Source organism: Streptomyces sp. R21 (genome assembly GCF_041051975.1).
Lineage (GTDB): Bacteria > Actinomycetota > Actinomycetes > Streptomycetales > Streptomycetaceae > Streptomyces.
In genome coordinates this window covers 3,071,745-3,091,546 of the sequence record NZ_CP163435.1, presented here as the reverse complement: position 1 = coordinate 3,091,546, position 19,802 = coordinate 3,071,745, and the positions used below count along the sequence as shown (strand labels likewise).

Annotated in this window: 19 protein-coding genes, 1 pseudogene and 1 riboswitch; of the genes and pseudogenes, 16 read left to right on the top strand and 4 right to left on the bottom strand. The window is 70.1% G+C overall.

Features of this window, described 5'->3' with window-relative positions; all coding sequences use genetic code 11:
* Positions 1-110 precede the first annotated feature (110 nt).
* The 5 genes from AB5J56_RS13725 to AB5J56_RS13705 all read left to right on the top strand — a co-directional run bounded on the left by AB5J56_RS13725 (position 111) and on the right by AB5J56_RS13705 (position 5,074).
* Positions 111-491: a YraN family protein gene (locus AB5J56_RS13725; protein ID WP_369232993.1), complete on the top strand. Its 381-nt coding sequence runs from the start codon at positions 111-113 to the stop codon at positions 489-491.
* On the top strand, positions 491-2,116 hold the full coding sequence (locus tag AB5J56_RS13720; RefSeq protein ID WP_369232992.1) for a YifB family Mg chelatase-like AAA ATPase: 1,626 nt from the start codon (positions 491-493) through the stop codon (positions 2,114-2,116). The genes AB5J56_RS13725 and AB5J56_RS13720 overlap by 1 nt, the downstream gene beginning before the upstream one ends.
* On the top strand, positions 2,113-3,258 hold the full coding sequence (gene dprA / locus AB5J56_RS13715; RefSeq protein ID WP_369232991.1) for a DNA-processing protein DprA: 1,146 nt from the start codon (positions 2,113-2,115) through the stop codon (positions 3,256-3,258). The genes AB5J56_RS13720 and dprA overlap by 4 nt, the downstream gene beginning before the upstream one ends.
* Before the next feature lie 271 nt (positions 3,259-3,529).
* Positions 3,530-4,372 carry an RNA polymerase sigma factor WhiG gene (gene whiG, locus AB5J56_RS13710; RefSeq protein WP_369232990.1) on the top strand — a complete coding sequence of 281 codons (843 nt, stop codon included), beginning with the start codon at positions 3,530-3,532 and terminating at the stop codon, positions 4,370-4,372.
* A 144-nt stretch (positions 4,373-4,516) separates the two neighbouring features.
* Positions 4,517-5,074: a TetR/AcrR family transcriptional regulator gene (locus AB5J56_RS13705; protein ID WP_369242536.1), complete on the top strand. Its 558-nt coding sequence runs from the start codon at positions 4,517-4,519 to the stop codon at positions 5,072-5,074.
* A gap of 72 nt (positions 5,075-5,146) precedes the next feature.
* On the opposite strand, the gene AB5J56_RS13700 is transcribed toward AB5J56_RS13705, so the two are convergent.
* Positions 5,147-5,731 (bottom strand): murein hydrolase activator EnvC, encoded by a 585-nt coding sequence (locus tag AB5J56_RS13700; protein ID WP_369232989.1) that lies wholly within the window; start codon positions 5,729-5,731, stop codon positions 5,147-5,149.
* Between the two features lie 282 nt (positions 5,732-6,013).
* Here AB5J56_RS13700 and rpsB point away from each other — a divergent pair, with 282 nt between their 5' ends.
* The 6 genes from rpsB to AB5J56_RS13670 all read left to right on the top strand — a co-directional run bounded on the left by rpsB (position 6,014) and on the right by AB5J56_RS13670 (position 11,542).
* The gene (rpsB, locus tag AB5J56_RS13695) at positions 6,014-6,934 is read left to right on the top strand and encodes a 30S ribosomal protein S2 (RefSeq protein WP_369232988.1); all 921 of its coding nucleotides are present in this window, start codon (positions 6,014-6,016) and stop codon (positions 6,932-6,934) included.
* Between the two features lie 103 nt (positions 6,935-7,037).
* A complete protein-coding gene (gene tsf / locus AB5J56_RS13690; RefSeq protein ID WP_369232987.1) occupies positions 7,038-7,874 on the top strand; it encodes a translation elongation factor Ts in 837 nt (278 codons plus the stop codon).
* 187 nt (positions 7,875-8,061) lie between these two features.
* The gene (gene pyrH, locus AB5J56_RS13685; RefSeq protein ID WP_369232986.1) at positions 8,062-8,832 is read left to right on the top strand and encodes a UMP kinase; all 771 of its coding nucleotides are present in this window, start codon (positions 8,062-8,064) and stop codon (positions 8,830-8,832) included.
* A gap of 162 nt (positions 8,833-8,994) precedes the next feature.
* Entirely contained in the window at positions 8,995-9,552 is a 558-nt protein-coding gene (frr, locus tag AB5J56_RS13680) for a ribosome recycling factor (protein ID WP_369232985.1), read from the top strand.
* Positions 9,552-10,694, top strand: coding sequence for a phosphatidate cytidylyltransferase (locus AB5J56_RS13675; protein WP_369232984.1), 1,143 nt, complete (start codon positions 9,552-9,554; stop codon positions 10,692-10,694). Before frr ends, AB5J56_RS13675 begins: the two co-directional genes overlap by 1 nt.
* 137 nt (positions 10,695-10,831) lie before the next feature.
* The gene (locus tag AB5J56_RS13670; RefSeq protein WP_369232983.1) at positions 10,832-11,542 is read left to right on the top strand and encodes a hypothetical protein; all 711 of its coding nucleotides are present in this window, start codon (positions 10,832-10,834) and stop codon (positions 11,540-11,542) included.
* 264 nt (positions 11,543-11,806) lie between these two features.
* On the opposite strand, the gene AB5J56_RS13665 is transcribed toward AB5J56_RS13670, so the two are convergent.
* The 3 genes and pseudogenes from AB5J56_RS13665 to AB5J56_RS13655 all read right to left on the bottom strand — a co-directional run bounded on the left by AB5J56_RS13665 (position 11,807) and on the right by AB5J56_RS13655 (position 13,420).
* Complete coding sequence (locus tag AB5J56_RS13665) at positions 11,807-12,253, bottom strand: hypothetical protein (RefSeq protein ID WP_369243183.1); 447 nt, start codon at positions 12,251-12,253, stop codon at positions 11,807-11,809.
* Positions 12,254-12,337: 84 nt separating this feature from the next.
* Positions 12,338-12,415, bottom strand: a pseudogene (locus AB5J56_RS13660) (integrase); the annotation flags it as partial.
* A 636-nt stretch (positions 12,416-13,051) separates the two neighbouring features.
* A complete protein-coding gene (locus AB5J56_RS13655; protein WP_369232982.1) occupies positions 13,052-13,420 on the bottom strand; it encodes a DUF6233 domain-containing protein in 369 nt (122 codons plus the stop codon).
* A gap of 276 nt (positions 13,421-13,696) precedes the next feature.
* Between AB5J56_RS13655 and AB5J56_RS13650 the strand changes: the two genes are divergently transcribed.
* The 5 genes from AB5J56_RS13650 (at position 13,697) to AB5J56_RS13630 (ending at position 19,793) form a co-directional block, all read left to right on the top strand.
* Positions 13,697-14,266 carry a DUF4232 domain-containing protein gene (locus AB5J56_RS13650; protein WP_369232981.1) on the top strand — a complete coding sequence of 190 codons (570 nt, stop codon included), beginning with the start codon at positions 13,697-13,699 and terminating at the stop codon, positions 14,264-14,266.
* A 413-nt stretch (positions 14,267-14,679) separates the two neighbouring features.
* Positions 14,680-15,786, top strand: coding sequence for a 23S rRNA (adenine(2503)-C(2))-methyltransferase RlmN (gene rlmN / locus AB5J56_RS13645; RefSeq protein WP_369232980.1), 1,107 nt, complete (start codon positions 14,680-14,682; stop codon positions 15,784-15,786).
* A gap of 24 nt (positions 15,787-15,810) precedes the next feature.
* Positions 15,811-15,916: riboswitch (TPP riboswitch) on the top strand.
* Positions 15,917-15,997: 81 nt separating this feature from the next.
* A complete protein-coding gene (locus AB5J56_RS13640; protein WP_369232979.1) occupies positions 15,998-17,089 on the top strand; it encodes a thiamine ABC transporter substrate binding subunit in 1,092 nt (363 codons plus the stop codon).
* Entirely contained in the window at positions 17,065-18,732 is a 1,668-nt protein-coding gene (locus tag AB5J56_RS13635) for an ABC transporter permease (RefSeq protein ID WP_369232978.1), read from the top strand. The genes AB5J56_RS13640 and AB5J56_RS13635 overlap by 25 nt, the downstream gene beginning before the upstream one ends.
* Before the next feature lie 26 nt (positions 18,733-18,758).
* Positions 18,759-19,793: an ABC transporter ATP-binding protein gene (locus AB5J56_RS13630; protein WP_369232977.1), complete on the top strand. Its 1,035-nt coding sequence runs from the start codon at positions 18,759-18,761 to the stop codon at positions 19,791-19,793.
* The last annotated feature ends 9 nt before the right edge of the window (positions 19,794-19,802 follow it).

Here is a 19,802-nt window from a genome sequence, read left to right as displayed (position 1 = left end):
GGCCGGACGCTCTTGTGGGTGACAGGGTTATCCACAATCGTCCGGCCGTCCACCAAGATCCAACAGCGGGCCGTCGTGGGTTCAGTGTGTGCGTCGGAGGTGGTGCCGACATGAGCACACACAAGACGGGCAACGCACGCAGCGCACTCGGAAAGTACGGCGAGGACCTGGCCGCACGGCGGCTGGCCGAGGCCGGGATGACGGTCGTGCAGCGCAACTGGCGCTGCGGCAGGACCGGTGAGATCGACATCGTGGCGCGGGACGGCGACGCGCTGGTGATGTGCGAGGTCAAGACCCGCAGGGCCGGGGCCTTCGAACACCCGATGGCCTCCGTCACGCCCGCGAAGGCGGACCGCCTGCGCGACCTGGCCGAACGCTGGCTGCAGGAACACGGAGGCGCACCACCCGGCGGGGTCCGTATCGACCTCGTGGGCGTCCTTCTCCCCGACCGCGGAGCACCCGTCGTCGAGCATGTGCGGGGGGTGGCCTGATGGGATTCGCGCGTACGTGTTCCGTGGCGCTCGTCGGCGTCGAGGGCGTCGTGGTCGAGGTCCAGGCCGACCTGGAGCCCGGAGTCGCCGCGTTCACGCTGGTGGGGCTCCCTGACAAGAGCCTGACGGAGAGCCGCGACCGGGTGCGGGCCGCGGTGGTGAACTCCGGCGCCGAGTGGCCGCAGAAGAAACTCACGGTCGGGCTGAGCCCGGCGTCCGTGCCCAAGGGCGGCTCCGGCTTCGACCTCGCCGTGGCGTGCGCCGTACTCGGAGCCGCCGAGCGCATCGATCCCCGTGTCCTCGCCGACATCGTGATGATCGGCGAGCTGGGGCTCGACGGGAGGGTACGACCGGTGCGGGGCGTGCTGCCGGCCGTGCTGGCCGCGGCCGACGCGGGCTACGAACAGGTGGTGGTCCCGGAGTGCGCGGCGGCCGAGGCCTCGCTGGTGCCCGGGGTCTCGGTGCTCGGCGTCCGCAGCCTGCGTCAGCTGATCGCGGTACTGACGGACGAGCCGGTGCCCGAGGAGCCGCCGGACGAGCTCGGCCGGCCCGACCCGCTCCTCGCCGGGCTGCGCGTGCCCGGCACGGGCGAGGCGACCGGCCTGTGCGGCATGGCCGTGGCCGAGCACGACCGGGGGCACGACCTCGCCGACGTGGTCGGCCAGCTGTCCGCGCGCACCGCGATGGAGGTCGCTGCCGCCGGCGGACACCACGTCTTTCTGCAGGGCCCACCGGGAGCGGGCAAGACGATGCTGGCCGAGCGCATGCCGTCGATCCTGCCCCGTCTCACCCGGACCGAGTCCCTGGAGGTGACGGCGGTCCACTCGGTCGCGGGCCTGCTGCCGGCGGGCAAACCGATGGTGGACGACCCGCCCTACTGCGCGCCTCACCACTCGGCGACGATGCAGGCACTCGTCGGAGGCGGCAAGGGGCTCGCCCGGCCCGGCGCCGTGTCGCTGGCCCATCGTGGGGTGCTCTTCCTGGATGAGGCACCGGAGTTCAGCAGCTTCGCGCTGGACGCCCTGCGGCAGCCGCTTGAGGCCGGGCACGTCGTCATCGCACGCAGCGCCGGTGTCGTGCGGTTTCCGGCGAAGTTCCTGATGGTGCTCGCGGCCAACCCCTGCCCCTGCGGGCGCTTCAGCGTGGCCAACGACCTCTGCGAGTGCCCGCCCTCCAGCGTACGGCGCTACCAGGCCAGGCTCTCCGGGCCGCTGCTCGACCGGATGGACCTGCGGGTCGACGTTGAGCCGGTCACCCGGGCCGAGCTGACGGAGCGCGGCGCTCAGGGGGAGTCGACGCAGATGGTGGCGGACCGGGTGCGGGCGGCGCGGGAGCGGGCGGCCGCACGCCTTGCCGGGACCCCGTGGCACACCAACAGCGAGGTGCCCGGGCGGGAGCTGCGTAGCCGCTGGCAGGCCCTGCCGGGCGCGATGGACGAGGCGGAACGGAGCCTGGAGCGCGGTGCGCTGACGGCACGCGGCCTGGACCGGGTGCTCCGCGTCGCCTGGAGCGTCGCCGACCTGAGCGGGCACGACCGCCCCGACGCCGGGGACGTCACCCTCGCCCTGCAACTGCGCACCGGCGTGCCCCGCGGAGTGCCGATGCTGATCGGCTCGCGCCCATGACGGACGACGATCGGCTTGCCCGGGTGGCCCTCGCCCGGGTCATCGAACCCGGGGACGAGCTCGGCGGACGGTGGCTGCGGGAGTTCGGGGCCGTGGAAGTGGCACGGCGGCTGGTGACGGGAGGGGAGCCGTTGCCCGGGGCGTCGGCGAAGCGCTGGGAGGGGCTGCGGGGGCGGGCCGGCCGGGTGCGGCCGGAGCGGGATCTGGCCGAGGCGCGGGAGGCGGGGGCACGGTTCATCTGCCCCGGTGACCCGGAGTGGCCCGCGCAACTCGACGACCTGGGCGACTCCCGGCCGACGGGGCTGTGGGTGCGGGGGCGGCCCAGTCTGCGGATATGGGCGCTGCGGTCGGTGGCGGTCGTCGGGGCGCGGGCCTGCACCGAGTACGGGGCGCACATGGCGGCGAAGCTGGGCGCAGGTCTCGCGGAGCGGGGGTGGGTGGTGGTGTCGGGCGGCGCGTACGGAGTGGACGGTGCCGCGCACCGGGGCGCACTCGGGGCGGGCGGCGCCACCGTCGCCGTGCTGGCCTGCGGCGTCGACCGGCCCTACCCGCGCGGACACACCCAGTTGATCACCCGGATCGCTGAACAGGGGCTGGTCGTGGGGGAGTTGCCGCCCGGCGATCATCCGACGCCGAGCAGATTCATCCTGCGCAACAGGGTCATCGCGGCGCTCACCCGGGGGACCGTGGTCGTCGAGGCGGCGTATCGCAGCGGGGCGCTGGTCACGGCGCGGGCGGCGCAGCGGCTGGGGCGGTTCACGATAGGGGTGCCGGGCCCCGTCACCAGCGGACTGTCGGCCGGGGTGCACGAACTCCTGCGCGAGGAGGCGGTGCTGGTCTCCGACGCCGAGGAAGTTGCCGAACTGGTGGGCGACATGGGGGAGCTCGCCCCGGACCGGCGTGGGCCCGTGCTGCCGCGTGACCTGCTGGAGCCGGGGGCGCGGCGGGTGCTGGCCGCGCTGCCGGGCCGGAGTGCGGCGAGCGCGGACGAGATCGCCCGCGATGCCGGTATGACGAAGGACGACACGGTCGGGAGACTGTACGAACTCCGATCACTTGGATTCGTCGAACGACACGGCGACGGCTGGAAGTTGACACGCCAGGCGATGATCTCCGTCCGCGGTGATCGAAGCGGGTGCTGACCGAGCGTGTTCGGCCGTCCGGGCGAACGCCGACACCCTTGGCAATTCCCGTAGTTGGCGCCTCGCGGTGATCACACAGGGCGACGATCGGGACCCTGGGTGTCGCCCAGCGGAACGTATCTGCGCAGGGGTGATCCCCTGCTGTTCGCGCACTGCGACACTCCAGTCACGCTACGCTCACGTGGATTCCGACGCAGACAGGCAACTCGACATCAGACCGACAGCTCACCCAGGCACCCACAGTTCACGGCAGAACGGCACAAGGCGACGAATGCCCCAGCACACCTCCGGGTCCGACCGGGCGGCGATCCCCCCAGCTGCCCGCGACGGCGGTAACGGGCGCCCGCCCGCTCCCTCGACCCTCGACGAGCTGTGGCGGTCGTACAAGGCGACGGGCGACGAGCGGCTGCGGGAGCAGCTGATCCTGCACTACTCGCCGCTGGTGAAGTACGTCGCGGGCCGGGTGAGCGTCGGTCTGCCGGCCAATGTCGAACAGGCGGACTTCGTCTCGTCCGGAGTGTTCGGACTGATCGACGCGATCGAGAAGTTCGACATCGAGCGGGAGATCAAGTTCGAGACGTACGCGATCACCCGGATCCGGGGCGCGATGATCGACGAACTGCGGGCGCTGGACTGGATTCCGAGGTCGGTGCGGCAGAAGGCGCGCAATGTCGAGCGGGCCTACGCCACGCTGGAGGCGAAGCTGCGGCGCACGCCGTCGGAGGGCGAGGTGGCCTCCGAGATGGGTATCGCCGTCGAGGAACTCCACGCGGTCTTCAGCCAGTTGTCGCTGGCCAACGTGGTCGCCCTGGAGGAGCTGCTGCATGTCGGCGGCGAGGGCGGCGACCGGCTGAGCCTCATGGACACCCTTGAGGACACCGGCGCCGACAACCCCGTGGAGGTCGCCGAGGACCGGGAGCTGCGGAGGTTCCTGGCGCGGGCGATCAACACCCTGCCCGAGCGCGAGAAGACCGTGGTCACGCTCTACTACTACGAGGGGCTCACACTCGCCGAGATCGGCAATGTGCTGGGTGTGACCGAGAGCAGGGTGAGCCAGATCCACACCAAGTCCGTGCTCCAGCTGCGGGCGAAGCTGGCGAGCTTCGGGCGGTGACCCCGGTGGTGCAGGGGGCTGAAACGTCCCTCCCCTTGCCGGTGCCCGGCCGCTGCCCGGTTCCCGCCGGGTGGCCGGAGTGACTGCCGCCGGGGGCGGTCCGTCCGTAAAGTGGCTGACGTGCCAAGGATTCGAGCGGCCTCCGTGGCCGAGCACCGGTCGATGCAGCGAGCCGCCCTGCTGGACGCGGCGCGCTCCCTGTTGTCCGAGAGCGGGACGGAGGCGCTGACGTTCCCGGCGCTCGCCGAGCGCACGGGGCTCGCGCGGTCCTCCGTGTACGAGTACTTCCGGTCCCGGGCGGCCGTCGTCGAGGAACTGTGCGAGGCCGACTTCCCCGTCTGGGCGGCGGAGGTGGAGGCGGCGATGGCCGCGGCCGACACCCCCGAGGGCAAGGTGGAGGCGTACGTCCGGCGGCAGCTCGCCCTGGTCGGGGACCGGCGGCACCGGGCCGTGGTCGCCATCTCCGCGAGCGAGCTCGACGCCGGGGCGCGCGAGAAGATCCGAGCCGCGCACGGGGGGCTCGTCGCGATGATCGGCGAGGCGCTCGGGGCGTTGGGGCATGCGGAGCCGAGGCTTGCCGCGATGTTGTTGCAGGGGATTGTCGACGCGGCGGTGCGGCGGATCGAGCTGGGGGCGGCCGAGGACCCCCTCGCCATTACCGACGCGGCCGTTTCCATGGCTCTGCGGGGGGTTCGGGGGTAGGGCCTCTGTGGCGGAGGCCCTGCCGTGTTCGGCACCCGGGGGTGGTGCCCACCATTGCCCGCAGCGGAGTGTCTACGTCACCGGCAGCAAGCGTGAAGGCCCCCTGTCGAGCAGCCAGGGCGGGAGCAGGGACAAGGGGTTCAGGTAGGTCTTGGCTCTCAGCAGGCCCCAGTGGAGGCAGGACGTGGGGCAGTGGGCGGGGGAGGGGTCCAGGGTGCCCAGGGGGTCGCCCGCTGTGACCTCGTCGCCTTTCCGTACCGTCGCGTGGACGGGGCCGTACGTCGTGCGCAGCGGGGGTTCGCCCGTTCCCGACAGTTCCACCGAGACCACGCCGCGGCCCCCGACCCGGCCCGCGAAGGACACCCGCCCCGGGGCCACCGCCCGCACCGGAGCACCCGGAAGCGCCGCCAGGTCCACGCCCCGGTGGCCGCGGCCGTAGGTCGTCGCCGGAGGCTCCCAGCCCCGTACGACGAGAGGGCGGTTGCCCACCGGCCAGGCGCGGGCGACGGACGGCACCGGGGTGTCCGGCTCGGGTGGTGCGGGCGGCGCCGTGCCGCTCGACCACGCGAGGGCGGACGGGAGCGCTACCCCCAGGACGGTCGCCGTCAACACCAGAAGCAACCCCAGCCACGTACGCACACATCGTTTCGCTCGCATGCGGGAACCGTGCCGCAGGTCGGGGCGTCCTCGCCGGGATCTGTGGAGTACCGGCCGGTTGTGGACAGCGGCGTCACCCGGCACCTCGCGGGTCCCGTACACTTCTTCTGGCGATCCGGGTCACCGGGTCGACTTCGCACGCCCCGACATCAGGCCATGAGTCGCAAGACGAAAAGCCGGTGTCAGCGCTCCTCGGTCCTCTGTGGCAAGGCGCACGCGGGCGTCAGGCGCGAGTGCCGTCCGGCACACGCGGCACAACCGAGAAAATCAAGGAGAACGGCCATGGCCGTCGTCACGATGCGGGAGCTGCTGGAAAGCGGCGTCCACTTCGGTCACCAGACCCGTCGCTGGAACCCGAAGATGAAGCGCTTCATCTTCACCGAGCGCAACGGCATCTACATCATCGACCTGCTCCAGTCGCTGTCGTACATCGACCGCGCCTACGAGTTCGTCAAGGAGACCGTCGCCCACGGCGGCACGGTCATGTTCGTCGGCACGAAGAAGCAGGCGCAGGAGGCCATCGCCGAGCAGGCCACCCGCGTCGGCATGCCCTACGTCAACCAGCGCTGGCTGGGCGGCATGCTCACCAACTTCTCGACCGTCTACAAGCGTCTGCAGCGCCTCAAGGAGCTCGAGCAGATCGACTTCGAGGACGTCGCCGCTTCCGGTCTCACCAAGAAGGAGCTTCTCGTGCTCTCGCGCGAGAAGGCCAAGCTGGAGAAGACCCTCGGTGGTATCCGCGAGATGTCCAAGGTGCCCAGCGCCGTCTGGATCGTGGACACCAAGAAGGAGCACATCGCGGTCGGCGAGGCCCGGAAGCTCAACATTCCGGTCGTCGCCATCCTCGACACCAACTGCGACCCCGACGAGGTCGACTACAAGATCCCGGGCAACGACGACGCGATCCGCTCCGTCACCCTGCTCACCCGCGTGATCGCCGACGCCGTCGCCGAGGGCCTCATCTCCCGTTCCGGCGCCGGCAAGGCCGCCGAGGGTGACAAGGCCGCGGGCGAGCCGCTCGCCGCGTGGGAGCGCGACCTGCTCGAGGGCGAGAAGAAGGCCGACGAGGCCGAGAAGCCGGCCGAGGCCGCTGCTGAGGCCCCGGCCGAGGCTGCTGCCGAGGCTCCGGTCGCCGAGGCCGAGGCCGAGGTCGCTGAGGCCCCCGCCGCCGAGGCCCCGGCCGCGGACGCCGAGCAGGCCTGACCCTCACCTCTTCGGGTATTTCGGACGGCGGGGGCCCACAAAGCCCCCGCCGTTCGGCCCGTAGATCTTCAGACTTCAGACTCCGAGAGAGATTCCAGGAATCATGGCGAACTACACCGCCGCTGACGTCAAGAAGCTCCGTGAGCTCACCGGCGCCGGCATGATGGACTGCAAGAAGGCGCTGGACGAGGCCGAGGGCAACGTCGACAAGGCCGTCGAGGCTCTGCGCATCAAGGGCCAGAAGGGGGTCGCCAAGCGCGAGGGCCGCTCCGCCGAGAACGGCGCCGTGGTCTCGATCATCGCCGACGACAACACCTCCGGTGTCCTGGTCGAGCTGAAGTGCGAGACGGACTTCGTCGCCAAGGGCGAGAAGTTCCAGGCCGTCGCCAACCAGATCGCCCAGCACGCCGCCGCCACCGCCCCCGCCGACATCGAGGCGCTGCTCGCCTCCGAGATCGAGGCCGGCAAGACGGTTCAGGCGTTCGTCGACGAGGCCAACGCGACCCTGGGCGAGAAGATCGTCCTGGACCGCTTCGCCGCGTTCTCCGGCACCTACGTCGCCGCGTACATGCACCGCACCATGCCCGACCTGCCCCCGCAGATCGGTGTCCTGGTCGAGCTGGACAAGGCCGACGCCGACCTCGCCAAGGGTGTCGCGCAGCACATCGCCGCCTTCGCGCCGAAGTACCTCTCCAAGGAGGACGTCCCGGCCGAGGTCGTCGAGTCCGAGCGCCGCGTCGCCGAGGAGACCACCCGCGCCGAGGGCAAGCCCGAGGCCGCGCTCCCGAAGATCGTCGAGGGTCGCGTCAACGGCTTCTTCAAGGAGGCCACCCTGCTGGGCCAGCCCTACGCGCTGGACCAGAAGAAGTCCGTCCAGAAGGTCCTGGACGAGGCCGGTGTCACCCTGAAGCGCTTCACGCGCATCAAGGTCGGCATCTGAGTCCGTACCGCGATCGACGCGCGACCCCGATAGGGTCGTCAGCAGTCGTCCGCGTACGTCGGCACGCGCGCGTGCGTGCCGGACGACAGCAGATCTGACGAGGAGGCCATTGCCGAGCATGGGAGCCAGCACCCCATCGGCAATGGCCTTCTTCGTATGTGCGACACGTAAAAGAGGCGAGATCTCCATGACCACCAGCCAGGCCGACAAGGGCGAGAAGAGCGACGAAGGCAAGGGCGCGGGCCGCTTTCTGCTGAAGCTTTCCGGCGAGGCGTTCGCCGGTGGCGGGGGACTGGGCGTCGACCCTGACGTGGTGCACAAGATCGCCCGTGAGATCGCGGCCGTCGTGCGCGGCGGTGCCCAGATCGCGGTCGTCATCGGCGGCGGCAACTTCTTCCGCGGCGCCGAGCTCCAGCAGCGCGGCATGGACCGGGCCCGCTCCGACTACATGGGCATGCTCGGCACGGTCATGAACTGCCTGGCTCTCCAGGACTTCCTGGAGAAGGAGGGCATCGACAGCCGCGTCCAGACCGCCATCACCATGGGCCAGGTCGCCGAGCCGTACATCCCGCTGCGCGCCGTGCGCCACCTGGAGAAGGGCCGTGTGGTCATCTTCGGCGCCGGTATGGGCATGCCGTACTTCTCCACCGACACCACCGCCGCCCAGCGCGCCCTGGAGATCGACGCCGAGGCGCTGCTGATGGGCAAGAACGGCGTGGACGGGGTCTACGACTCCGACCCGAAGACCAACCCCGAAGCGGTGAAGTTCGACTCGCTCGGCTACGGCGAGGTCATCACGCGCGACCTCAAGGTCGCCGACATGACGGCCATCACCCTGTGCCGGGACAACAAGCTGCCCATCCTGGTCTTCGAGCTTCTGGCGGAGGGCAATATCGCGCGCGCCGTCAAGGGTGAGAAGATCGGCACTCTTGTGGGTGACCAGAGCAGCCGAGCCTGACCGGGCCCCATCCCGACCGGGGGCCAACCCTGTTGGGGGACGGACCCTGACCGGGGGATGGACAATGTCCCGCCGGTCGGGAAACGTGCAGGAACAAGACGCGACGCAGCCGGCCGCCGCCCACCGGAAGCCGGGCCTACTCAAGACACGCAGGAGCAAGTGGTGATCGAAGAGACCCTCCTCGAGGCCGAGGAGAAGATGGAGAAGGCCGTCGTGGTCGCCAAGGACGACTTCGCCGCGATCCGCACCGGTCGTGCGCACCCGGCGATGTTCAACAAGATCGTGGCCGACTACTACGGCGCGCTGACGCCGATCAACCAGCTGGCCTCGTTCGCGGTGCCTGAGCCGCGGATGGCCGTGGTGACCCCGTTCGACAAGAGCGCGATGCGCAACATCGAGCAGGCGATCCGCGACTCCGACCTGGGCGTCAACCCCAGCAACGACGGCAGCATCATCCGAGTGGTCTTCCCGGAGCTGACCGAGGAGCGCCGCAGGGACTACATCAAGGTCGCCAAGACCAAGGGTGAGGACGCCAAGGTCTCGATCCGCTCCGTGCGCCGCAAGGCGAAGGACGCCATCGACAAGCTGATCAAGGACGGCGAGGTCGGCGAGGACGAGGGCCGCCGCGCGGAGAAGGAGCTCGACGACACCACGACGAAGTACGTCGCCCAGGTGGACGAGCTCCTCAAGCACAAGGAAGCTGAGCTTCTCGAGGTCTGATGAACGACTCTTCCTGGGGGGCGCCGCCACAAGCCGGGTACTGGGGGCCGTCCGACCAGGGGCCTGTCCAGGGGGCTGCCCCGGCGGGTCCCGCGTACGATGCGCATGAAGCCCAGCACACTCGCCCCATGCCCATCGTGCCCGACGTACCCGCGCATGGCGGAGACCAGGATGACAACCGGGGGGCCGCTCGGCTGAGCGGTCCCCTGTTCCGCGACGACACACCGCCGGCGGCTCCTCCCAACGGGGGTCCGTCGTACAACCCGCAGAGCCCGCAGGAGCCCATGCCCAGCGCCGCCCCCCAGCCCGTCCCCGCACCTCAGAAGAAGAGCGCGGGACGCGACCTGGGCGCGGCCATAGGAGTGGGTGTCGGGCTCGGTGCGGTGATCGCCGCGTCGTTGTTCATCGTCAAGGCCGTCTTCATCGGCGTGATAGCGGTCGCCGTGGTGGTGGGCCTGTGGGAGCTCACGTCGCGGCTGGAGGAGCGCAAGGGCATCAAGGCGCCCCTCGTCCCGCTGGCGGTCGGCGGAGCGGCCATGGTCGTCGCCGGTTACGTCCGGGGTACCGAGGGTGCGTGGGTGGCGATGGCGCTCACCGCGCTCGCTGTCCTGGTCTGGCGGATGACGGAGCCGCCCGAGGGCTACCTCAAGGACGTCACGGCGGGGGTCTTCGCGGCCTTCTACGTGCCGTTCCTGGCCACCTTCGTCGCGCTGATGCTCACGGCCGACGACGGGCCGCGCCGCGTGCTCACGTTCCTGCTGCTGACCGTGGTCAGCGACACCGGGGCGTACGCGATCGGCTGGCGCTTCGGCAAGCACAAGCTCGCCCCGCGCATCAGCCCCGGCAAGACCCGCGAGGGTCTCTTCGGCGCGGTCTCCTTCGCGATGGTCGCGGGTGCGCTGTGCATGCAGTACCTGATCGACGACGGCACCTGGTGGCAGGGCCTGATCCTCGGCCTCGCCGTCGCGGCCAGCGCCACGCTCGGCGACCTCGGCGAGTCCATGATCAAGCGCGACCTGGGCATCAAGGACATGGGCACACTGCTCCCGGGCCACGGCGGCATCATGGACCGACTGGACTCTTTGCTGCCCACGGCGCCGGTGGTCTGGCTGCTCCTCGTCCTCTTCGTCGGCTCCGGCTGACCCGCGGTTCGTTCGATGGGCCAGGGGCCCGCTGTCCACCGGACGGCGGGCCCTTTGTCGTACGCCCGCCGCGGGGCTCGCTCCGCTACGGTGATCGCCGACCTCTGACCAGGGTCTTTCACAGCTTTCAACGGGGGATGATCTGTGTGGGCGCGATACTTTTCAATCTGACGACCGCTGCACTGATGGTGCTGATGTTCAAGGGCGGTGTGCTCCTGATCGGCGAGGGCCCGCTCCGCAAGCGGCCGGTTCCCTGGGCCGCGGTCGCGCTCACCGCCGTGGCGGTCGGCGCGGTGCTGCTCCAGCTGAGCTGGTCGGGGGCGATGGACGCCCTGGACAGCGACCCGCGGAAGTCCGGCTGGTGGCGGGTGGTGACCTCGGTGTTCATGCAGAACGGCGGGGTCTTCGGGGCGGTCTGGAACATCGCCACCCTCGCGGCGATCGCCGCACTGACGCAGTGGTTCTGGGGCGGACCGCTGATGCTGGCGCTGTTCGCCGGCGGCATCCTGCTTCCCCAGCAGATCGACGCGCTGTTCGGTGAGACCGGCCACAGCACAGACCCGCGCAATTTCGCCGGCAGCTCCGGCGCGACGTACTTCCTGGCCGCGACCCTCTCGGCGGCCCTGCTGCTGTCCACCACCGACACCAAGGCACGGCTGCTCGCGGTGAGCGCGCCCGCGGCCGGCCTCGCGATGTGGCTGGCCCAGGAAAACGGCCACGGCCTCGTGACCTGCTACGGCTTCCTCCTCGGCGCCGCGGCGCTGCCACTGGCTCGCCGACTGCCGCGCCGGCTGGGGGCGACGGGGGCTGTGCCGACGGCGAGCGCCGTCCGGGCGGGCGAGCGGTAGCTTCCGAAGGCGTGCCGCCGGGCTCTCCACGGGCCGCCGGGGCGTGCCGGCGGGGGCCCCGGAGGCGCCGGAAACCGGCCTTCCGTGGGCCCCGGAACCGACCGCCGCAGGTCACACCAATTGATCTGCGACACTGGTATGGCCATGCCTAAGCCCGGAGAACTGGCAGGCGTCAGGCTTGAGTTGGCCTCTCACCTGCATGTTTGGTGGCACTCGGGTCCTTGTGTTGACCTGCGGGGCCGTCTCTGGGCCGTGCGCCGATGGTCAGGCGAGAGACATGCGGCGGCGTACCGCCCTGCCGCTGGCGGCCAGGAACTGCTTCAAAGCAGCGTTGTGCCGGTCCCAAAGCTCGGCATAGTCCGCATCGTTCACGTCGCCGCGTCGCCAGCTGCTTCCCAGCCGCCGGCCAGCCTTGTTGAGCTGATCTAGCGAGGCCAGCAGGGTGTCATCCTTCGAGAGGATCTGTAGGCGGGCTGTCGCCAGTCGCAGGGCTGAAAGGTCCCAACCAGCGACCCGCCCCTCCAAGCCCAGGTGACGTTCTTCCCAGATACGATCCCGGAAGTCCGAGGACGACGCTGCCACTGCGACGCACTGCTCAAGCAGAAGCTCCGACATGCGAGCCTGTTCCTCAGCCCGCTTCACCAGGTGCTGACCCACGAGCGCGATCGCGGCGCCAGCAATGGTGGCTAGCAACGTCCCCCATGCGCCCATGCAAGGGATTGTTCCCATTCCTTGCACGGGCGCATGCCTGTCACGTGGGGGGTCGGGATCCGAGACGTCGCGGCCAAGCGACAGGACGCCGTCCACGGCTTTCCTGGTCCGCTTCTGACTCGAAGGCATGAGGTGCGCGTACACCCGCAGAGTTAGAGCCGGGGGGAGCCCAAGCGTCTGCGGCTGCGGCTGCTCTCCGCCGCCGCCCAGCTCGTCACCATTGGGGCACGTGTGGGGCACGGCTGAAGCTGTGATGACGAAGCCCTGGTTGACAGGGGTCTGATGCGCGGTCTGTACGTCTTCCGACACGCGGTCGCGCAGTGCTGCTCCACCTGACTGTCGCACCCTCCTTGAGTGGCCCCCTGGGCCGTCCGTGGGCCGTCGAAGGGTGGCCCACAGCGACCAACAACGACCATTGGCGACCGCTCGACCACAGGCCAGTGCTGCGCCGACGCCGATCGCGCGAGGTCGCTCCGGGCCGACGTCACTTCCTGCGCAACAAGCGTGCAGGAGTGCCGCAGGGGGAACCTGCACCGAGCTGCGGAGGAACCTGCTGCTGTCAGCCCGCGCCGTATTGGTGTGGACGATGGCCCTGCCACTCCACCCAATGCGGATCGTCCAGGAGCTCCCACGCGTCAGACAGGCCCGCGCGCCGCAGGAACTCGACCAGGTCGGCGTCGCTGTGGGCGAGCCCGACGGGCTGGGTATGGATCGACACCCGGCGACCACCGGTACCCGCCGCACGATGCACGACGACGGGTGCTGTGCTCGTACCCTCAGGGCGCGACCGTTCGCGGCTCACAGCACGCCCAGGTCGGTGTCGGGGCGACAGTAGGGGCACGCCGTGATGCCGCCTTCTGTGATCGCGTGGCGGGCCTGCTCGCGTGTCAGTGGCTTCGTGTTCTTGCCAGCCATGCCGCAGTCGCCTGTATGGATGGCGTCGGGGGTGGGATTGCCGCCCGCCCGTTGGATCGCGAGCTTCCACCCTGGCGTGGGTGAGGGCAGCGTGCGTGCCGTACGGGCAGCGGCTACCTCCTGCCGCTCCAGCTCAGCGATGGTGTCGTCTGTGCGGCGCAGTTGCCAGACCAGCCATTCACGGACGCTGCGCAGGCGGTCCAGGCGGTCCAGGCGGTCCAGGCGATCTGGGCGAGACACGTTTTCGGACACAGGTTCGATTCTAGGTCCACTTGTGGCCTATATAGCAACGCTCTTGTCCCGTGCCACTGGATCTTGACCGTTAACCCGTGGCGCGCTGGAGGTGCTTCTGTCTGCCCTGACGGCCATCTGCACGGGTGCAGCCTGTCGTCACCGTTCCGTCACAAGTAGTCGCCGCACGGAACCCTGCCGCTCTCCCGCCCTATCTGCACTCACGTACCACGCGTACCGCGGGGCAACAACCGACGACCGAAACCCGCGGACGAGACGACTCAGGGGGACGACAGCATGCGTCACAGCAACGGCATTCGCAGGGCGGCTCTGGCGACGACGGCGGTCACGGCCGTCGCGGCGGCGGTGACCGGCATCCTGCCCGGCACCGCCATGGCGGCGAGCACCACCACCTCCACCCCGCCGCCCGCCTGCCGGGCCTCCGCTCTCCAGGTCAGCGCCTGGCAGGCCGCCCACCCGCCCGTCGGGACCGGGACCGGGGCGGCGGTCGTGCGGTTCACCAACGTCTCCGGGAGGACGTGCGTCCTGAAGGGCCACCCGACGGTCGCGGGCGCCGGCAACGGCTCCCCCGCCCACAACACCCCGCTCACGGTCACCCGCACCGGCAGGGCGGCCACCGTGACGGTCCGGCCGCACGGCAAGGCGTGGGTGAAGCTGACCTTCGTCCAGGTCCAGGGGGAGGGCGACGGCTACTGCAAGTCGGGCAACACCCCGAAGGCGTATCCGACGATGGTCATCGGGCTGCCGCACTCCGGGAAGCACCAGGTCGCCCTGAACGACGGGTGGTGGGCCGAGTGCGACAACAAGGTGACCGCCACCCCGGTCTCGGCGGTCAAGCCTTCCTGACCCCCCGTCCCCACAAATCGAGCAGCCTGCATGACGATCGCAAGGCCCTGACCTACACGTTTACGAGGAACTGCACATAAGTGCAGGTCGGCGACTCAGCGCACCTTCGGTGCGCTGAGTCGCCGACCTGCGGTGATCAAACTCCGATGACACAAACTCGCGTCCGTCAAAGTCCGATGGCAAACGGTCAAGATCCAGTGGCACGGGACACAGGCGGGGAGCCGCGGGGCGTGACAGCCGATTTCGGTCCGGGTGCTCTCCGCGGTGCGCTGGCCAGCGAGAACGCCTCTCGCGCTGGGCCGTCTGTGGGCCGTCCGAGGAGGGCCGACGACGACCAGGGACGACCGAGGACGACCACCCTGCCGAGCTTGAGCCCCAGGTCACACGATTCGATCTGCGACACTGGTACAGCCATGCCTAAGCCCGGAGAACTCACATTCGTCGCCCCCCGCGGAGCCAAGAAGCCGCCGCGGCACCTTGCCGATCTCACGCCCGCCGAGCGTAAAGAGGCGGTTGCCGCGATCGGTGAGAAGCCGTTTCGCGCCAAGCAGCTGTCGCAGCACTACTTCGCGCGGTACGCGCACGACCCCGCGGAGTGGACGGACATTCCGGCCGCCTCGCGCGGCAAGCTCCAGGAGGCGCTGCTTCCGGAGCTGATGTCGGTCGTGCGGCACATCAGCTGTGATGACGACACCACGCGCAAGACCCTGTGGAAGCTCTTCGACGGGACGCTCGTCGAGTCCGTGCTGATGCGGTACCCGGACCGGGTGACCATGTGCATCAGCTCGCAGGCCGGATGCGGGATGAACTGCCCGTTCTGCGCCACCGGGCAGGCCGGTCTCGACCGGAATCTGTCCACCGGCGAGATCGTGCACCAGATCGTGGACGGGATGCGGGCCCTCAGGGACGGCGAGATTCCCGGCGGTCCGGCGCGGCTGAGCAACATCGTGTTCATGGGCATGGGGGAGCCGCTCGCCAACTACAAGCGGGTCGTCCAGTCCATCCGTGCCCTCACCGACCCGGAGCCGGACGGGCTCGGGCTGTCGCAGCGCGGCATCACCGTCTCCACGGTCGGGCTCGTGCCGGCCATCCACCGGTTCTCCGACGAGGGCTTCAAGTGCCGCCTCGCCATCTCGCTGCACGCGCCGGACGACGAGCTGCGCGACACCCTCGTCCCCGTGAACACGCGGTGGAAGGTGCGCGAGGTGCTGGACGCCGGATGGGAGTACGCCGCCAAGTCGGGGCGTCGGCTGTCGATCGAGTACGCGCTGATCCGCGACATCAACGACCAGGCGTGGCGCGGTGACCGTCTCGGCCGGCTCCTGCGGGGCAAGCCGGTGCACGTGAACCTGATCCCGCTCAACCCCACGCCCGGCTCCAAGTGGACCGCCTCGCGGCCCGAGGACGAGAAGGCGTTCGTCGAGGCCATCGCGGCCCACGGCGTGCCGGTCACCGTCCGGGACACCCGTGGCCAGGAGATCGACGGGGCGTGCGGACAGCTCGCGGCCAGCGAGCGGTAGTCTGAGCGGCGTAAGTACATCTTCATATTCCGACAGGGGAGCGCCACAGCGCTGAGAGTGCGGGACAGACCGCAGACCCTCTGAACCTTGCCCAGGTCATTCTGGGTAGGAAGTTCGGTCACCACTCAAGCTGTTGCGCCCTGCCCGGGGACCTCTCGCGAGGTTCCCGGGCAGGGCCGCGTCTCTTCCTGGTCACTCCAGGAGGAATCCAGTGAGCACCACCATCAGCAGGATCACGGCCGTGGTCACGGCCGCCGGTCTCGGGCTCGTCACGCTGTCCGCGTGCGGCTCGTCCGACTCCGGCTCCGACGGCGGCGCCGGCTCCAAGACCGTGACGCTCGTCAGCCATGACTCCTTCGTCTACTCCAAGGCCGTACTGAAGGCGTTCGAGAAGCAGTCCGGCTACAAGGTCAAGGTCCTCAAGGACGGCGACGCCGGGCAGGCCGTCAACAAGGCGATCCTCACCAAGGACAACCCGCAGGGTGACGTCTTCTTCGGCGTCGACAACACCCTGCTCTCCCGGGCCCTCGACAACGGGCTGTTCCAGTCCTACGAGGCCAAGGGCTCCCAGGCGATCAAGTCCGAGTACCGGGTCGACCAGGACAAGCACCGGGTCACGCCCATCGACTCGGGCGACATCTGCGTCAACTACGACAAGGCCTATTTCAGCGAGCACAAGCTGACGCCGCCGGCCTCGCTCGACGACCTGATCAAGCCCGCGTACAAGAACCTGCTCGTCACGGAGAACGCCTCCACCTCCTCGCCGGGCCTCGGCTTCCTGCTCGGGACGGCCGCCAAGTACGGGGATGACGGCTGGCAGGGTTACTGGAAGAAGCTCAAGGCGAACGGCGTGAAGGTCGTCGACGGCTGGGAGCAGGCGTACAACGACGAGTTCTCCGGCTCCGCGGGCGGCAAGAAGGCCAAGGCCGACCGGCCGCTGGTCGTCTCGTACGCCTCCTCGCCGCCCGCCGAGGTGATCTACGGCGACCCGAAGCCGAAGACCGCGCCGACCGGCGTCTCGGCCGGCACCTGCTTCCGCCAGGTCGAGTACGCGGGGCTGCTGAGCAACGCCAAGAACGCCAAGGGCGGCAAGGCGCTCATCGACTTCCTGGTCACCAAGCAGTTCCAGGAGGACATGCCGCTCAACATGTTCGTCTACCCGGTGGTCGAGGGGGCGCAGGTGCCCGCCGAGTTCACGAAGTACGGCCCGGCGGCCAAGGACCCCGAGACCATGGCCCCCGCCAAGATCGCCGCCAACCGTGACCAGTGGGTCAAGTCGTGGACCTCGCTCGTACTGAAGTAGCCCCCCGAAAGGGCCGTACGGGGAACGCGGCGCGGCTCGGTCTCATGGCCGTGCCCGTCGCGTTCTTCGGGATCTTCTTCGCCTACCCGGTCGCCGCGATCGTCGCGCGCGGCCTCAAGGTCGACGGGGTCTGGCAGTGGGGGCGGATCGGGGATGTGCTCGGGCAGTCCGACATCCGGCACGTCCTGTGGTTCACCACCTGGCAGGCGCTCGTGTCGACGGTGCTCACGCTGCTGATCGCGCTCCCCGGCGCGTATGTCTTCGCGCGCTTCGATTTCAGGGGCAAGCAGATCCTGCGGGCCGTGGTCACCGTTCCGTTCGTGCTGCCGACCGTTGTCGTCGGTACGGCGTTCCTGGCGATCGTCGGCCGCCGCGGGCTGCTCGACCAGCTGTGGGGCGTACGGCTGGACACCACTGTGTGGGCGATCCTGATCGCGCACGTGTTCTTCAACTACGCGGTCGTCGTACGGACCGTCGGCGGCCTCTGGGCGCAGCTCGACCCGCGGCAGGAGGAGGCCGCGCGGATGCTGGGTGCGTCACCGATGAAGGCCTGGCGGAAGGTCACCCTGCCTGCCCTCGGGCCCGCCGTGGCCGCCGCCGCGCTCATGGTCTTCCTCTTCACCTTCACCTCCTTCGGTGTGGTGCAGATCCTCGGCGGTCCCACCTTCTCCACCCTCGAAGTGGAGATCTACCGGCAGACCTCGGAGATCTTCGACCTGTCCACTGCCGCCGTGCTGACGATCATCCAGTTCGCGGCCGTCGGCGCGATCCTCGCCGTGCACGCCTGGACCGTACGCCGGCGCGAGACCGCGCTGCGGCTCGTGGCCCCGGAAGTGACCGCGCGCCGGCCGCGCGGAGCCGGGCAATGGGCGCTGCTCGCGGGGGTGCTGGCGAGCATCGCCGTGCTGCTGGTGATGCCGCTCGCCGTGCTGGTCCAACGGTCGTTGGACGCACCGGGGTTCGCGTACTACAAAGCGCTCACCCACGACGACGGCGGGATCTTCCTCGTCGCGCCGATCGAGGCGATCGGCAACTCGCTGCGCTATGCGCTCGCCGCCACCGTCATCGCCGTCCTGATCGGCGGCCTGGCGGCCGCGGCTCTGACCAGGCGCGCGGGCCGCCTCGTGCGCGGCTTCGACGCGCTGCTGATGCTGCCGCTCGGCGTCTCCGCGGTGACCGTCGGCTTCGGGTTCCTGATCGCGCTGGACGAGCCGCCGCTCGACCTGCGCAGTACCTGGCTGCTCGTACCGCTCGCGCAGGCGCTGGTGGGCGTCCCCTTCGTCGTACGCACCATGCTGCCCGTCCTCAGGGCGGTGGACGGACGGCTGCGGGAGGCGGCGGCGGTACTCGGGGCGTCGCCGTGGCGGGTGTGGCGCGAGGTGGACCTGCCGATGGTGCGCCGGGCGCTGCTGGTCGCGGCCGGGTTCGCCTTCGCGGTGTCGCTGGGCGAGTTCGGTGCGACCGTCTTCATCGCGCGGCCCGACAACCCGACACTGCCGGTTGCCGTGGCCCGGCTGCTCGGGCGTGCGGGTGACCTCAACTACGGCCAGGCGATGGCCCTTTCGACCATCTTGATGGTGGTGTGCGCCGTGGCGCTGCTGCTCCTGGAGCGCGTCCGCACCAGTCCGACCGGGGAGTTCTAGATGCCGCTGAGTCCGGGGAGTTCTCGATGCTGCTGAGCCTTCAGGACGCGACCGTGCGCTTCGGCGGGCGGGCCGTGCTCGACGCCGTCGACCTCGACGTCGCCGAGCACGAGATCGTGTGCGTGCTCGGGCCGAGCGGCAGCGGCAAGTCGACCCTTCTGCGGGCCGTGGCCGGGCTCCAGCCCCTCGACGCGGGGCAGGTGCGGCTGGGCGGCCGGGACATGAACGGGGTGCCCGCGCACAAGCGGGGCGTCGGCCTGATGTTCCAGGACCACCAGCTGTTCCCGCAGCGGGACGTCGGCGGCAACGTCGCCTTCGGGCTGCGCATGCACGGCACGGCGAAGGGCGAACAGGCCGAGCGCGTAAGGGAGTTGCTGGATCTCGTCGGGCTGCCCGGCGCGCACCGGCGTGCCGTCGCCGCGCTCTCCGGCGGCGAGCAGCAGCGCGTCGCGCTCGCCCGCGCGCTCGCGCCACGCCCTCGTCTGCTGATGCTCGACGAACCGCTCGGCCAGCTCGACCGCTCACTGCGGGAACGGCTCGTCGTCGAACTTCGGCAGCTCTTCAGTGAATTGGGCACCACCGTGCTCGCCGTCACGCACGACCAGGGCGAGGCCTTCGCGCTCGCCGACCGGGTCGTGGTGATGCGCGATGGGCGGATCGCCCAGTCCGGTACGCCCCTTGAGGTCTGGCAGCATCCGGCGGACGAGTTCGTGGCACGCTTCCTCGGTTTCGACAACGTGGTCGGGGCGACGGTGAGCGGCGAGGCCGCGGACACGCCGTGGGGGAAGGTCCCGGTCCCCGAGGGCGCCCCGCAGGGCCCGGGCACACTGCTCGTGCGGCCTGCCGGCGTACGGCTCGTGGACGTGGCGGACGGCCTGCGCTGCACCGTGGCCGCACGCACCTTCCGGGGCACCCATGTCGCCGTACATCTGCAGCCCGAGGACGCGCCACGTCTGGAGGCGGCGTGCGCGCTGCGGGACGCGCCGGAGCCCGGTGGCGAGGTCGGGGTGGCGTTCGACGCAGCCGAAATTGTCGTACTCGGGGAGCCTGCCGGCGCATAAGGTGCCGAT

Excerpts from the sequence above, each read along its gene's own strand:
- AB5J56_RS13725 (WP_369232993.1), top strand. The coding sequence starts at position 111 with ATGAGCACACACAAGACGGGCAACGCACGCAGCGCACTCGGAAAGTAC.
- AB5J56_RS13720 (WP_369232992.1), top strand. The coding sequence starts at position 491 with ATGGGATTCGCGCGTACGTGTTCCGTGGCGCTCGTCGGCGTCGAGGGC.
- dprA (WP_369232991.1), top strand. The coding sequence starts at position 2,113 with ATGACGGACGACGATCGGCTTGCCCGGGTGGCCCTCGCCCGGGTCATC.
- whiG (WP_369232990.1), top strand. The coding sequence starts at position 3,530 with ATGCCCCAGCACACCTCCGGGTCCGACCGGGCGGCGATCCCCCCAGCT.
- AB5J56_RS13700 (WP_369232989.1), bottom strand. The coding sequence starts at position 5,731 with ATGCGAGCGAAACGATGTGTGCGTACGTGGCTGGGGTTGCTTCTGGTG.
- rpsB (WP_369232988.1), top strand. The coding sequence starts at position 6,014 with ATGGCCGTCGTCACGATGCGGGAGCTGCTGGAAAGCGGCGTCCACTTC.
- tsf (WP_369232987.1), top strand. The coding sequence starts at position 7,038 with ATGGCGAACTACACCGCCGCTGACGTCAAGAAGCTCCGTGAGCTCACC.
- pyrH (WP_369232986.1), top strand. The coding sequence starts at position 8,062 with ATGACCACCAGCCAGGCCGACAAGGGCGAGAAGAGCGACGAAGGCAAG.
- AB5J56_RS13675 (WP_369232984.1), top strand. The coding sequence starts at position 9,552 with ATGAACGACTCTTCCTGGGGGGCGCCGCCACAAGCCGGGTACTGGGGG.
- AB5J56_RS13670 (WP_369232983.1), top strand. The coding sequence starts at position 10,832 with ATGATCTGTGTGGGCGCGATACTTTTCAATCTGACGACCGCTGCACTG.
- AB5J56_RS13665 (WP_369243183.1), bottom strand. The coding sequence starts at position 12,253 with ATGGGCGCATGGGGGACGTTGCTAGCCACCATTGCTGGCGCCGCGATC.
- AB5J56_RS13650 (WP_369232981.1), top strand. The coding sequence starts at position 13,697 with ATGCGTCACAGCAACGGCATTCGCAGGGCGGCTCTGGCGACGACGGCG.
- rlmN (WP_369232980.1), top strand. The coding sequence starts at position 14,680 with ATGCCTAAGCCCGGAGAACTCACATTCGTCGCCCCCCGCGGAGCCAAG.
- AB5J56_RS13630 (WP_369232977.1), top strand. The coding sequence starts at position 18,759 with ATGCTGCTGAGCCTTCAGGACGCGACCGTGCGCTTCGGCGGGCGGGCC.